This is a genomic window from Deinococcus misasensis DSM 22328, assembly GCF_000745915.1.
GTDB lineage: Bacteria > Deinococcota > Deinococci > Deinococcales > Deinococcaceae > Deinococcus_C > Deinococcus_C misasensis.
On the sequence record NZ_JQKG01000002.1, the window covers coordinates 128,471 to 143,079 of the forward strand.

Annotated in this window: 12 protein-coding genes; 11 read left to right on the top strand and 1 reads right to left on the bottom strand. The window is 56.3% G+C overall.

The window, feature by feature from the left end; genetic code table 11:
- Positions 1–3: 3 nt before the first annotated feature.
- Positions 4–2,244 (bottom strand): LruC domain-containing protein, encoded by a 2,241-nt coding sequence (locus Q371_RS02340; protein ID WP_034335531.1) that lies wholly within the window; start codon positions 2,242–2,244, stop codon positions 4–6.
- A gap of 180 nt (positions 2,245–2,424) precedes the next feature.
- Between Q371_RS02340 and Q371_RS02345 the strand changes: the two genes are divergently transcribed.
- The 11 genes from Q371_RS02345 (at position 2,425) to Q371_RS25120 (ending at position 14,609) form a co-directional block, all read left to right on the top strand.
- Complete coding sequence (locus Q371_RS02345) at positions 2,425–3,597, top strand: MATE family efflux transporter (protein ID WP_157442469.1); 1,173 nt, start codon at positions 2,425–2,427, stop codon at positions 3,595–3,597.
- A complete protein-coding gene (locus tag Q371_RS02350) occupies positions 3,584–4,348 on the top strand; it encodes a dolichyl-phosphate beta-glucosyltransferase (protein ID WP_034335536.1) in 765 nt (254 codons plus the stop codon). Before Q371_RS02345 ends, Q371_RS02350 begins: the two co-directional genes overlap by 14 nt.
- Positions 4,349–5,506: a glycosyltransferase gene (locus tag Q371_RS02355; RefSeq protein ID WP_034335537.1), complete on the top strand. Its 1,158-nt coding sequence runs from the start codon at positions 4,349–4,351 to the stop codon at positions 5,504–5,506.
- Positions 5,493–5,798 (top strand): STAS domain-containing protein, encoded by a 306-nt coding sequence (locus Q371_RS02360; protein ID WP_051963094.1) that lies wholly within the window; start codon positions 5,493–5,495, stop codon positions 5,796–5,798. Before Q371_RS02355 ends, Q371_RS02360 begins: the two co-directional genes overlap by 14 nt.
- On the top strand, positions 5,785–7,278 hold the full coding sequence (locus Q371_RS02365) for an ATP-binding SpoIIE family protein phosphatase (RefSeq protein ID WP_034335538.1): 1,494 nt from the start codon (positions 5,785–5,787) through the stop codon (positions 7,276–7,278). The genes Q371_RS02360 and Q371_RS02365 overlap by 14 nt, the downstream gene beginning before the upstream one ends.
- Entirely contained in the window at positions 7,275–7,577 is a 303-nt protein-coding gene (locus tag Q371_RS02370; RefSeq protein WP_034335540.1) for an STAS domain-containing protein, read from the top strand. The genes Q371_RS02365 and Q371_RS02370 overlap by 4 nt, the downstream gene beginning before the upstream one ends.
- Before the next feature lie 4 nt (positions 7,578–7,581).
- On the top strand, positions 7,582–7,941 hold the full coding sequence (locus Q371_RS02375) for a response regulator (protein ID WP_034335542.1): 360 nt from the start codon (positions 7,582–7,584) through the stop codon (positions 7,939–7,941).
- An 11-nt stretch (positions 7,942–7,952) separates the two neighbouring features.
- Positions 7,953–9,032, top strand: a complete 1,080-nt coding sequence (locus tag Q371_RS02380; RefSeq protein WP_034335544.1) for a mannose-1-phosphate guanylyltransferase — start codon at positions 7,953–7,955, stop codon at positions 9,030–9,032.
- Between the two features lie 9 nt (positions 9,033–9,041).
- Positions 9,042–10,499, top strand: coding sequence for a phosphohexomutase domain-containing protein (locus tag Q371_RS02385; RefSeq protein WP_084571178.1), 1,458 nt, complete (start codon positions 9,042–9,044; stop codon positions 10,497–10,499).
- Between the two features lie 119 nt (positions 10,500–10,618).
- Positions 10,619–11,716 carry an HD domain-containing phosphohydrolase gene (locus Q371_RS02390; protein WP_034335545.1) on the top strand — a complete coding sequence of 366 codons (1,098 nt, stop codon included), beginning with the start codon at positions 10,619–10,621 and terminating at the stop codon, positions 11,714–11,716.
- The gene (locus Q371_RS25120) at positions 11,706–14,609 is read left to right on the top strand and encodes a PAS domain S-box protein (RefSeq protein WP_051963095.1); all 2,904 of its coding nucleotides are present in this window, start codon (positions 11,706–11,708) and stop codon (positions 14,607–14,609) included. The genes Q371_RS02390 and Q371_RS25120 overlap by 11 nt, the downstream gene beginning before the upstream one ends.

Consider the following 14,609-nt stretch of genomic DNA (forward strand, 5'->3'; position numbering starts at 1 on the left):
GGTTTACCACGCGCTGAAGAACTGCTTCACGGATTGCTGGAGAGGACGCTTGTACAGGCGGGCTTCGTTGCGGTTTTCAGCCAGAGGTTGGTACCAGTTGGTTTTCTGCAAACCACCGCTCTGTGCCCAGTTCGAGAAGTTCAGGTAGGTGGGAACCAGATCGCTGACTTCCTCGGGGTAATCCCAGTTGCCGGGGATGTTCAAAACCCACGGCAGGGTGTTGCGTGTCACGTAAGTGCGACCGTCTTTCACGCTGGTGTTGTCGGTCATGGTTTTGAACAGGCTGGGATCGGCAAGGTCGGTGGGCATCTGTCCGGGCAGGTGCACCTCATGGCCCCGGTTGCGTGCAGGGTCAATCTGACCGGTGCCATCGCTGATCAGGAAGGGATTGAAGGGAGCCGTTCCGAGCGCCGTCTGGCTTTGTGGGGTGTTGAATTCCACAGTCAAGCTCATGGGAATGTGGGTGATGAACGGCTTGTCGCTCTGGGTGTTCATGTACTTCTGGTAGGCGATGTACTGGCCTTTGGACTTGAGCACCTGATGCACATCGTCCATCACAATGACCACGCCTTTGGTTTGTCCCTCTTCGGTGCCATTGGCCCGGGTTTTGATGTATGAATTTTGAGGCAAAGTGTACCCGTTGCGGGTCACGGATTTCACAGCGCTCTGGGGCACATTCAATTGGAACCCGAAACCGTTGTGATACAGGGCTCCAGCAGCACGGAGCACAAAATCTGCTTTGACCCGCACCACCTGATTGCTGGCATTCATCAGGAGGGTGTATTTGTAGTTCATCACCATGTCGTTGAAGTCGTAATCGCCACTCATCGGCCACTTGTCCTCGAAGGCGAGGGTGGCGTAATTGACGGTGCCCTCGGTGAACTGGGCTGGGAAATCGGTCTTGAAGGCCAGAGTGGAATCGCTCGGGAACTGGTCGATGATGTCTGCCACACCATCTTTGTCTGTGTCGAGCGTGGAAGGATCGGGTTCTCCGGGGTTGCGCACATTGGGAATCTGGCTGGTGTCAATGGCGGTATAAGGGGTGGCAGACACTTTGAAAACCGCATCGTTGAAGTCCTGATCGCATCCAGAGGTGGTGCGCAGGAGGTCTTCAAACCCGAGCATCAGGTGCTGGGCGGTATCGTCTTTGAGCAAAATCGCGTGACGCTTGATGTTGGTTTTGCTGAGGGAGTTGGTGATGCTGTTGGGGTTCTCGGGGTTCAGTTGGTCCAGAGAGAAGTAGGTGTTCAGGCCGTTGGTGGGACTGCCGTTCCAACCGTTGGCCACAATGAACCAACCCACGGCTTTGCCTGCTGGGAAGCGGTTGCTGGCTTTGCCGGTTTCATCGAAGTACTTCAGTTGCACTTTCATCCCAGAGGTCATGCCTCCATCCGGGCTGTAAGACAGGTTGGGGAAAGCAAGGTAATACTTCAGTTTGGGGTCGCTGGGAGAGGTGGGAGGGTTGAGGGGATCGTAAATGAAGTACCCCAGCATGTTTTTGTATCCGGCCCCTTCGTGCACGAAGGACACCCACAGTTCAGCGTCTTCTTTGAGGATCACGTTGCTCTGGGTGCTGCTGGCAATGTAAGGATGGTCAGCCCTGAAATTGCTGGTGTCGGTGGGGTAACTGATCTTGCGGCCTTCAGGCAGAGAGCTGTTGACCTGATTCAAGAAAGCGGAGGTGATGGTTTCAGGGGTGGTCAGGTAGGAGGGAACCCCATTGTTGGCCCATCCGCCCAGCACAGTGTAGCGACCCACTGTCGCGCCAATGGAATAAACCGCCTGTTTGCCAATGCTGAGGTTTTGCAAGGGCAGGCTGCTGAAATCGAATGTTGCACGCCCCTGTTGGATGGTGGCTTCACGCACACTGCTCTGGTTGGCAAAAATGTAGTCCACCCGCACAAAAACGCTCTTCACATCTTTGGGAATGGTCACGGGGGTGCTGAACTTGCCTCCCACCAGGATCCCTTTGGCCAGAGGTTCCAGAGGGAACCCTGCTTCATCTGGAATCTGGGGATCTCGGGTGAAAACACTCACTCCGATGTTCTCTAAGGGAGATCCCTGATCTGTGGCATTCACCTCCACCTGCAAGGTCTGCAATGTGGCGTAATCAAAAGAGGGAGGCACCACCAGATCGGTCATGGTTTCCGCTGGAGGGGGAGGAGGGGTCACGCTGCGGGGAGAGCTGCAACCTGCGATCAATGCTGCCGTGATCAGGGAAAGGAGCACTGTTTTGTTGTTCATGCTTTTGATTCTGGGCAAAAATTCTCTCACAAATCTTGAAGTGTGGCCAAAGTGTGAATTTGTGAGTGATTGAAAAAACCTCGATCAGTACAACAAAAACTTACAAGAATGTCACTGTGCTCAGGTGAAAAATTGTGAGAGGAAAAGGGCTAAGCTGAAACCAAGATGAATGGAAAAGCCATGCACAAAGACTCCCTTTTGATGCTCCTCTTGATGGGTGTGAATGCCCTCAATTACGGATTCACCGTGCTGTTGGGACGTTTTCTGCAACCCACAGAGTACGGGCAGTATGTGGGATTCATGGCTTTGCTGCTGATCCTTTCCCTTTTGCCTGCCACTTTGCAACAAACCGCAGCCCGATTTGCAGCCCTCAGCCAGAGCGTCACCCGCAACCTCTGGATGGGCACCCGCAAGCACCTGCTCTGGTTGGTGCTGGTCGGGGTTGCTGTGCTGGTGTGGTTGGCACCCGTTCTGGAACTTCCGGTGCTGTGGTTGGTGCTGCTGATGCTGGCCTTGCCGGTCTACACTCTGGTGGGTTTGCAACGTGGCGAAGCCCAAGGCCAACACGACACCCGCAGTTTCACCCTCAGCCTGTACATCGAACATGGCGTGAAAATCCTGTTCACCTTGCCCCTGTTTCTGGTGCTGCCCAAAGCCACCGCAGCAGTGGTGGCCACCCTCCTGCCCATTTTTCTGGTGGCCTTGCAACTCCGCAAGCACCTGCCCAAACAGGTCAGTTCCATTGCTTCAAAAGAACTGAAAGGCTACCTCTCCCCCACTTTCACCCAACTGGCCACGCAAGCCCTGTTCATGAACCTCGATGTGCTGCTGGCCCCGGTGTTTCTGTCCCACGAAGATGCAGGTCTGTATGCTGCGGTCAGCGTGGTGGGCAAAGTGATCTTCTACGTGTTGTGGGCCATGACCACGGCCCTCTTCCCCAGAGTTGCCTCTGGAGAAAAATCCCGTGAACTGCTCAAAATTTCTCTGGCTCTGGGGTTCACCATCACCCTCGGAGCTGTGCTGGTGTGCTTTCTGGCTGGGCCTCAACTGGTGCACCTGCTGTTCGGTTCGGCTTACAGTCAGGCCAGCAGCCTGATTGGCTGGTACGCTCTGGCCACCAGCCTGTATGGCATGGCTTTTGTGATCGCAAACCACTATCTGGCACTGGGCAGCAAACAGGCAGGTTACCTGATGCTGCCCGGTCTGGTCTTGCAAGTGGTGGGTCTGCTGTTTTTCCATGCAGACCTGCAACAGATGCTTCTTGCCCTGATTTTCAGTCGCCTTGTGCTCTTGATCGGATACCTGGCCCTTCTGGTGAGCCGCGAAAGGAACGTTGCCCATGTCGTACTCTGACTTTCAAACCTGGAAAGAAACCGAACACAGCCACTTTGACCTCAGCATCGTGATCCCGGCCTACAACGAAGCCGAACGCATCCTGCCCACCCTCGGGGCGATGGCCGTGAATGTCTCTGGAATGGGCCTGAAGTGGGAACTGATCCTTTCGGATGACGGCTCAAAAGACCAGACCGCTGATCTTGTGGAAGGTCTGGGCTGGAAAAACCTGCGGGTCTTGCGGCACCCCAACACCGGAAAAGGCGGAGCCGTGTCCAGAGGGGTCAAGGCCGCCAGAGGGGACATGGTGCTGTTTGCCGATGCCGACAACTCCACCCCCATTGAGGAATTGCCCCGATTGATTCAGAAAATCAAAGACGGTTACGATGTGGCCATCGGTTCCAGAGCAGCAGACGGGGCGCAGGTGGAGAACAAAAGCGCCCTGCGTTCAATGGTTTCCTCGGGGCTTCGCATGCTGGTGGGGGCATTGAGTGGGGTGCGGTTCAAGGACACCCAGTGCGGGTTCAAACTGTTCAGCAAAAAAAGTGCACAGGTGCTGTTTGGAGAGCAAAAAATGCAGGGTTTCTCTTTTGATCTGGAAATCCTGTATCTGGCCGTCAAATACCACTTCAAAGTCGCAGAAGTGCCAGTTCAGTGGTTTGATGCGCCGGGCAGCAAAGTGGACCCCCTGAAAGACAGCATCAAGTTCATGAAAGACATCCTGACCATCCGCAAACTCGACCAGCAAGGTCAATACAAAAAGGAGATTTGAATGCACATTGCCGTGATCACCGCTTATCCTCCGTCCAGAGGGACCCTGAATGAATACGGGTACCATCTGGTGGAGGCTTTCCGTCAAAACAGTGCGGTTTCCAGGGTGAGTGTGATTGCAGACCGTGTCCCAGAGGCCCCCAGACACAAGCACGTTTACCGGGTGTGGGATTTCAACGACCCCAAAAACAGCCAGAGCATCTTGCGCATTGTGCGTGCCCTGAAGCCCGATGTGGTGCTGTTCAACCTGCAATTTGCCACCTTTGGAGACAAACGGGTGCCTGCCGCTCTGGGTTTGATGGCCCCAATGCTGTGCAGGCGGGCCGGATTCCCGACCATCACCCTGATGCACAACCTCTTCGAGACCATCGATTTGCACAAGGCTGGCTTCAAACTTTCCAGAGTGCAGGAATTCATCACCCGCACGGCAGGAAGGATGTTCACCCGGATTTTGCTGCAAAGCAGTCTGGTCGCCACCACCATGCCCCGCTATGTGGAGATTTTGCGCGGCAGTTATGGGGCAGAAAATGTGTTTCTGGCCCCCCACGGCACTTTCACCCAGCCTCCAGAGCCTGCCCCCTTGCCTGAAACCCCCACCATCATGACGTTCGGGAAGTTCGGGACCTACAAGACCGTGGACCACCTGATCGAGGCCCACCAGCAGTTGCTGACCAAAAACCCCGACATTCAACTGGTGATTGCTGGAAGCGATTCTCCAAATGCCAAAGGCTACCTGCAAAGCATGCGGGACAAGTACCAAGGTGCGCGCAACATCCATTACACCGGTTACGTCGCAGAAGAAGGCGTGCCCAAAGTGTTTCAGGGCAGCACGGTGGTGGCTTTTCCTTACAACAGCACCACCGGATCCTCAGGGGTGCTCCATCAAGCCGGAGAATTTGCCAGAGGGGCCGTGATGCCCAAAATCGGAGACCTGAAAGACCTGATCGAAGAAGAAGGTTACCAGGCCGTGTACTTCGAACCCGAGAACACCGAAAGCCTGCGCGATGCCCTCTGGGAGGTGCTCTCTGACCTCGAGAAAGCCCGGTCATTGGGCCTGAACAATTTCCGGGTAGCCTCTGGATTGTTGCTCTCCGATGTTGCGGAATGGTACATCCTGCACTTCGAGAACCTGCTCAGGAGGTCACATGGACATTCTTAAACACACTGGCAATCCTGTCCGTCTGGAACTGCGGGGCCGTCTGGATGCCCACGAGGTTCCCCAGCTGAAAAGCACCTTGCAAGACATCAAAAATGACTTTGTGCTGGATTTTGGAGGGGTCAATTTCATCGACTCCTCGGGTCTCAGCTGGCTGGTGAGCAGTTTCAAACTGGCCCGGGAGCGGGGCCTGCAAATGCAGATCCTGAATGTGCAGGATGCCGTGCAGGTGATTCTGGAAATCACCGGACTGCATCTGGTGCTGCCCATCGAAAGGATCCATGGACAGCCCTGAACTGCAAGCCGCCTTGAAGGCTCTGGCCGACAGCTTCGACACCATCGAACTGCTCCAGAAGACCCTGAGGCGCAGCCTTTCGGTGGAAAAAGAACAGGATCTGGTGCGCTTCGTGCAAGACGCCCAGAAACTGATGGGGGCCAGCAACAGTGCCCTGAAACTCGGGCGGGTCTGGATGAATACTGTGCCCCAGTGGCTCCATGACCTGCCCAAACCCCAGCGCACCCAGTACAAACTGCCCGGTGTGACCCAGAGCGTGCTGACCGTTCCTTTCAAAGGAGGCTGGATGGTGTTCTGGGGCAAAGCGGAAGGCTTCACCAGTGAAGACGCCCTGACCGCCTCCACCATTGGCAGCGTGCTGCAGCAAAATTTGAATGCCCTGAAAAACCGCCACCGCCTGACCACCGCCCACATTGAAAGCCGTGAACGGGAAACCGCTTCGCAGTTGTGGCGTCAAATTGTCCCCGAGCACCTGACTTTTCCTGAGGATTATCAGGGCACTCTGGTTTCACGCACTGCGCAGGATGTGGGGGGAGATTTTCACCTGACTGTTGGACCGTGGATCGCACTGGGAGACATCTCTGGAAAAGGCATTTCCGCCGCCTTGCTGACCGGAATGATGGTCTCTGCCCTGAAAGTGGCGGTGCGTCAACCCGATCCGGGTGTGGCTCTGGAAGATGCCCTGCACGGGATTCTGGAAAACCTTTCGATGTTTGCCACCCTGATTCTGGTGCGCCTGTCCCGAGACGGCAGCTACAGTTACCTGAATTTCGGACATCCCCCTGTGCTGGTGATCCGCAATGGCGAAGTGGCCGCACGCTGGAAAGCCACCGCACCCCCTCTGGGCACTTTTGCTTTTGGTTCTTACGTGATGCAGTCGGGCAAATTGAAACCCGGCGACATGCTGTGCTTTTACACCGATGGGGTCACCGAAGCCGAGGACCACTCGGGCAGCATGTTTGGTCAGGGGCAACTGGAACAACTGCTTCGCAAAAGCCCCCACCCCGATCTGGCCCGCAAATCGGTCCTGTCTGCCCTGAAGTCTTACACCGTCAACGACGACCTGAGCATGGTGTTCTTGCAGTACCAGCCCGGCGAATCCCAGAAATTCGAGATGGAAGCGGACACCCGTTACCTTGCCGACCTTTCTGCATTTCTGGAATCCCAGTGCCAGAAGGCCGTCAATCCGATTCTGGTGAATGTGGCCGTCACCGAACTGGTGGTGAACGCCATCCGTCACAGCGAAGCAGACCGCATTTCCATTGAAGTACAAGACCGCAACGACGATTACCTGATCAGCGTGCTGCACGATGGACACACTTTTGATCCCACCTCTGCTCCAGAGCTCACCGAAGGCGAGTTGCGTGAGGGAGGATACGGCCTCATCATCGTGCGCAAGGCCGCCAGCAGCATTCAATACACCCGCAATCAGGGCTGGAATTTCACCCAGCTGACGTTCCCCAAAGGAGCCCACCCATGAAAATCACCCGAAATGCCGGACAGGCCAGCATCCTGCTGGATGAGCGCCTGGATGCCCACAACGCCCCCCACCTGAAATCCATTTTTCTAGAGCTGTCCCAGGTCGGCATCCACCAGCTTGAAGTGCATGCATCACAGGTGGAGTTTCTGGATTCCGCTGGACTGGCCGCCATCATCTCGGGCCTCAAGTTGGCCCGCAGCGGGCGCGGTGAGCTGTACATCGTGAATGCCAGTCCGGTGGTCAAGCAACTCCTGTCTTTGACCCTGCTCGATCAGGTGATTCCCCAGAGGGAAGGCTGAGACCATGAACCGCGTGCTGGTGGTGGACGACGAACAATACATCGGTCTTTTGATCCGTCACATCCTGCAAAGCCACGGCTATGAAGTGGTGGTGACCACCTGTGTGGCAGATGCACTGGAAAAACTGCAATCCGAGCACTTCAATCTGGTGTTCACCGACCTGAACATGCCCGGCGAGAATGGGTTCAGCTTGCTGGAAACCATCCAGCAGCAACCCCAGCACACCAGTGTGGTGGTGATCACCGCACAGGGAGAAGAAGAAATCACCGGTCAGGCCCTGGCGCTCGGGGCACGCGATTTGCTTCACAAGCCCTTTTCCCGCCAGAGCCTGCTCAAAATGGCCCGCAAGTTTCTGGCCGCCTGAAAGGAGAAGCCATGCAAAGTCCCCTGTTTGTTCCTGTGATCCTCGCTGGTGGGAGTGGCGAGCGTTTCTGGCCCCTCTCCAGAAAGGCCAAACCCAAGCAATTCCTCACCCTTGACAACAGCCCCTACAGCCTGCTGCAAAACACCCAGCGCCGCTTGCAGCAACTCACCGACCACCCCGAGCAGCTTTTTGTGGTGACCAGCAACGATTACCGTTCTCTGGTGCTGGAACAGCTTCCCGATTTGCCTCTGGAAAACCTGCTGGTCGAGCCCATGGCCCGCGATACGGCCCCTGCGGTGCTCTTTGCCGCCCTGTCGGTGGCCCAGCATTACCCGGATGCTGTGATGGGCATTTTCCCTTCCGATCACCGCATCGGCAATGAAAAGCACTTTCTGGAAGTGGTGCGGGCCGCTGCACAAACCGCCCACACTTTCGATTCGATTGTGACCCTCGGGATCAACCCCTCTTTTGCCTCCACAGGGTACGGTTACATCAAAAAAGGCCCAGAGGCCGGAAATGTGGACGGCTTCGCGGTCCATCAGGTGGCACAGTTCACCGAAAAACCGGACCGTGAACGCGCCGAGAAATTCATTGCTTCAGGCGACTTCTCCTGGAACAGCGGGGTGTTCATTGTGCCTGTGCAGGCTTTGCTGCGCGAGTACCAGCTTCACCAACCCGAGCTGTACCACCAGTTGAAAACCGCGATGCAGCAACGGGGCGGTGTGCGCGAGGTGTTCCCCACCCTCGACAAAATCAGTTTTGACTACGCCATCGTGGAAAAAACCCACTCGATCATGGTGATGCCCGCCGATTTCGGCTGGGACGACCTCGGAGACTGGAACGCTCTGGAACGCCTGATGCGCAGCGAAAACCCCAACGTTTCGGTGGGCAAACACGTGGGCCTTGACACCGAAGGGGCGATTTTGTTCACCACCTCTGGGGACGATTTGATCGTGACCATTGGCCTGGACGATGTGGTGATTGTGCGAACCAGCGAAGTGACATTGGTGGTCAAAAAAGACCGGACCCAGGACATCAAAAAAGTGGTGCAGGGCCTGAAAAACTCTGCCGAGTACAGCCGCTACGCATGAGGTGATGAGATGATTCGTTTTGGAACCGACGGCTGGCGAGACCTGATCGCCGAAAACTTCACTTTCGAAAATGTGGCTCTGGCCGCTCAAGCTTATGCCGAATACCTGAAAGTCATCGGTGGGCGGAGGGTGGTGGTGGGCTTTGACACCCGCTTCATGGCAGACCGCTTTGCCCGCAAAACCGCCGAAGTGCTGGCCGCCAACGGCCTTGAGGTGTACCTCTCCAGAGCCTTCCTGCCCACCCCAGCCCTGTCTTTTGCCGTGACCCACTTTCAGGCCGACGGTGGCGTGATGATCACCGCATCACACAACCCCAAAGAGTATTGCGGCTTCAAACTGAAAGGGCCATATGGGGGCAGCCTGATTCCCGAGCGGGTCAAGCAGGTGGAGGTGTTTCTGGGCACCGCTGCACAAGAATTCGATGCTGCAAAGCACCCCATCGAAACCTTTGACATTCAGGCCGCTTACTACGACCACCTGAAAAACCTGCTGGACCTGTCGGTTTTGAAGTCCTTCGAAGGCACCTTCTACCACGACAGCATGGGAGGCTCGGGAACCGGATGGGTCAGTGGTTTTCTGGAACATGTCGGGATAGACCTTGATGTGCGGAACGTGCGCGAAGAGGCCAGCCCCACTTTTTATGGGGTGCACCCCGAGCCCATTTTGCACAACCTTCACCACACCAGCGACCTGTTGAGGGACGCTTCCGGTCTGGCTTTCGCAGCCGTGACCGACGGAGATGCAGACCGCATTGGGGCCGTCACCGCCGGAGGGCTGTTTTTCAATCCGCACCAGATTTTTGCGGTGCTGCTGAAACACCTTTACGACCGTGGCTTGCGGGGCACCGTGGTGCAAACCGTTTCGGTCTCTGGGATCATTGAACGCCTGTGTCACCTGCTTTCCCTGCCTGTGATCACCACCCCGATTGGGTTCAAGTACATCGCAGAGGAAATGCTGCAAAGCAAAATCCTGATTGGCGGAGAAGAATCGGGTGGAATCGGCATCCTCGGGCACCTTCCCGAGCGGGACGGCATCCTGAACGCCCTTTTGCTCCTTGAAGCGGTGGCCCTCTCTGGCAAAAGCCTGCCCGAGCTGTTCCATGAAATCGAACTGATGACCGGCTACCAGCATGCCTATGACCGCCTTGACCTCACCCTGAACAGCATGACCGAACGCAACGAGGCCATGGATCGGGTGCAAGAGCCTTTCCCCATCGCAGGCCATGAAGTGGTTTCGGTGGACCGCAGGGACGGCATCAAATGGCTGCTCTCTGGCAACGCATGGGTGATGTTCCGGGCCTCTGGAACCGAACCTGTCTTGCGGATCTATGCCGAAGCCGCCAACCCCGAGCATGTCCAGTGCTTGCTCAGTCTGGCCCACATGCACGTGACCGGGGTCCAGAGCAACCTGAGGGGCTGCCCTGAAGTGATCGAAAAAACCGAAGCGGCTCTGGGCGAAACCGCCTGATCCTTCCAGAGCATGGCCTTTTTTGTTGTGCCACGCTGGGTTCTGCTCAAAGCCTGCATGAACGGCTTTTAACAGAACACCTGCAGAAAGCCGTCATGCCCCTTGAACTACACTGATCCATGAACCCTGCTGTGTCCCAGTTCCCCCACGCCAGAATTCTGGTGGTCGACGATGAACCCACCAACCTGATTCTGGTGCGGAGGCTGCTGATGCAAAGCGGTTACCCCTCCCCTCTGGAAGTGCAGGATTCCCGTCTGGCTGTGCAAACCATCCTTGAACAGAAACCCGATCTGGTCTTGCTGGACCTGATGATGCCCCATGTCGGTGGACTGGACGTGCTGAAATCGCTCTCTGAACAAAAGGACTCCACCACATTCATTCCAGTGATTGTGCTCACCGCCGACAACACCACCGAAGCCCGCCACGAGGCGCTTGCTCTGGGGGCCATGGATTTCATCACCAAGCCGATTGACCGCACCGAAACCCTGCTGCGCATCAAAAACACCCTGCACCTGCAACACCTGCACCAGAAACTGTCCCAGCACAACCAGAGTCTGGAACAACAGGTTTTTGAACGCACCCATGACCTGCAACTCGCCTACGAACAGATTGTGCAGCACAACCACGAGTTGCATCTGGCCCATCAGGAAATTGTGGAACGGCTCGCCCGTTGCGGAGAATACCGCGATGACCAGACCGGAGACCACACCGACCGGGTGGGTCACATGGCTGTCCAGATCGGGCAAACCCTCGGGATGCTGGAACCCCAGTTGGCACTGCTGGAACAGGCCGCCAAACTGCACGACATCGGCAAAGTGGGCATCCCGGACCACATTCTGTTGAAACCCGGACGCCTCACCCCAGAGGAGTTCGAAGTCATCAAACAACACGTCCAGATGGGGGCAAACATCCTGCAAGGCAGCAAAACCCCTGTGTTGCAAATGGCTGAACGGATTGCCCTGTCGCACCACGAGCGCTGGGACGGCAAAGGCTACCCTCAGGGTCTGTCCGGCGAGGCGATTCCTCTGGAAGCCCGGATTGTCTCGGTGTGCGACGTGTACGATGCCCTGACCAGCGAACGCCCCTACAAAAAAGCCTGGACCCATGAAGAGGCCCTGCAAGAAATCCTTTCCCAGAGCAGTAAAATGTTTGATCCTGAAGTTGTTCATGCTTTTCTGGCCTGCATCAAAGCTCCGCTGACCGCCCATGCCATTTGAGGCCAACCAGAACATCCGAAAAACCCTCAGATGGATTTTGATGCTGGTGTCGGTGGTGATCACTCTGGCCTTCACCCCTGTGCTGGTCATGCTGGTCCATGACGCCCTGCAGCGCAAAAACCAGCAATGGAACCAGTGGCACTGGGAAACCCGCACCTTCACAGAAACGCTGGACAAACGCCTGAACCAGCTGGTTCAGGACATGAAAAGCCGTGCAGCCGTTCAAGATGCCCGCCTGACACTGTTCGGACGCTGCGAAGTGGCCTTCACCCCCGAGAACCTGCTTGAACGCTGGGGTTACCAGAGTGCAACCTCCACACTGGAGTGCCTGCAAAATGGGGACTCCCGCCTGATTCCAGCTTTCAAAAAACCACCTGCAGACAAAACGCCTTTCACCATCATCCAGACGGATCGAGATCCTGTGTTGATGTTGTGGATTCCAGTGCGACATGGCTTTTTATGGGCCATGCTGAGCCCAAAAGGTCTGGAAGACCAGTTGCCTGATTCTCCTTTTGGGGGTTCAGACGTGTCTGTTGCCCTCTGGCAGGGCAAGCTTGCTGTGCCTGTGCATGGCAGCTTGCTTCCTGAAGGCCAAACCACTGGCCCTTCACACCAACTGCAAAATCAGGGTCTGAAACTGGCCTCTGGCATACAACCTGCTGCCGTGAACCAGATGAACCACGACCTCCAACAGCGCTTGTTGCGACGGGTGGGGACATGGAGTCTGGTGTTGATGTGCGTGATCCTGATCCTCCGACTGATCCGGGACCGGGCGGTGGGCCGTCCATTGCAACAATTGATGTACGCCACGGCCCAGACCACCCACACCCAGATGCTGGGCAAACACATCCTCTGGCCCAACCGGGGATTGTTTGCAGACCTGTCCAGAGCTATGCAGTCCATGGCTCTGGCGATGCAGGAGGGGGCCACCCATGCCAGACAACAGGAAAAACGTTACCACGACATGATCAATCTGGCACAGGATGGTGTGATTGTCATTGATGCCAGCAACACCATTGTGCTGGCCAATCCTGCAGCGCACCAGATGTTCGGACACCCTGAAGGGAGCATGCTCGGACAGTCAGGAAACATCATCATGCCAGAGCGTTTCCGTGAAGAACACCAAAAAGGACTGGAACGGGTTGTGACAGGTGGAGCATCCCGTTTGTTGGGTTCAAGGGGCGAGGTGGTGGGCTTGCGCTCAGACGGGACAGAGTTTCCGATTGAACTGTCTCAGGGGGCAATCCGGCAACCAGAAGGCATGGTGTTTTCTTCCCTGCTGCGTGACATCACCGCCCAGAAACGCAACGCCGAAGAACGCAAGATGATTTACGAACTCACCCAGCGTCTGGGCAGCATCAGTGACCCCAGTCTGGCCTTGCAAGCCGTGATGGAAAGCCTGTGCAAAATGTACGGCTGGGTGTTCAGTGAAGTGTGGAAACTGGAAGAAGATGGCAAGCTCAGGCTGAAAACCCATTACACCCCAGAGCCTGCAAAACACCAGCGTTTCATCCAGCAAGCCCAGCACATGGCTTTCGCTCTGGGAGAGGGTTTGCCCGGAAAAACCCTGCAAACCGGTGAACCCGAGTGGCTACCAGATGTGACCCAGGCCCAGCATTTCCTGCGGAGCGCTTCGGCAGCCGAACATGGACTGGCTGCCGCTCTGGCGGTTCCGGTTCAGACCGAACACCGCAAACTGGTGGTGGTGTGGTACCATCCAGACCCAAAACCGCTGGATCAGCAAACTTTACGCCTGACCCAGACGGTGCTCGTGCAGCTTCGCAGTGTGCTGAACCGCATCCACAGCAACAACGTGCGCCTGCAGGCCGAGGAGCGTTACCGTCAGGCGGTGGATCAGGCCCCTTACCCGATGGTGACGGTGTCCAGAGAGGGCCACATCCAGCGCTGGAACCGGGAGTTCAGCCAGATGATGGGAAACCTGAATTTCACGGAACTGAACTGGCTGGACCTGATGGAGGTGCCCTCTGAAATGGAGGCCATGCGCCACGCCATTGGACGGGTCTTTGAAGGGGAATTTGTGCAGGACCAGCAGGTGACGGCACTGGACTTTCAGGGAAACAAACACCACTTTCTGGCCACGCTCTATCCCCTGCAAAACGATGAAGGTCGGGTGGAATTGTGCATGATCACCGGCGTGGATGTCACCGAGCGTTTGCTGATGGAACAGGAACGTGAGCAGCGCAGGGCTGCAGAAACCGCGTCTCAGGCCAAAACCGCTTTCCTGTCCCGCATGAGCCACGAACTGCGCACCCCCCTCAATGCCGTGATTGGCTTCAGTGAACTCTTGCTGTTTGAGCCGATGGACCCCGAGCAGAAAAACGATGTGCAGGAAATCCACAAGGCCGGGAAACATCTGTTGTCTCTGGTCAATGACCTCCTGGACCTCTCCTCGATTGAAGCGGGCAAAGTGCAGGTGCATCATGAACCCATCTCACTCCATCACCTGCTGCAAGACATCTCGCCCATGCTTTTCAATTTGACGGGCCAGTACGGTCGGAATCTCTTTTTGCCCGAGGGGTCAAAACCCCTGACAGCTCTGGGGGATGCCCAGCGCTTGAAACAGGTGATCCTCAATCTGGTGTCCAATGCTGCAAAATACGGTCGCAACGAAATCAGGGTCGAGATGCATGCCTCTGAAGAAGAAGTGCAACTGACCGTTTCGGACGATGGTGAAGGTCTGACCCACGCCCAGCAGAAAAAGCTGTTCGTGCCTTTTGAACGGCTGGAACAGCATGAGAAAGTGGAGGGCACCGGTCTGGGATTGGTGATTTCCCACCAGTACATGACCCTGATGGGCGGAGATCTGACCGTCCAGAGCACAGCAAATCAGGGCAGCACTTTCACGGTGCACCTTCAAAGGTCAACGGATTGA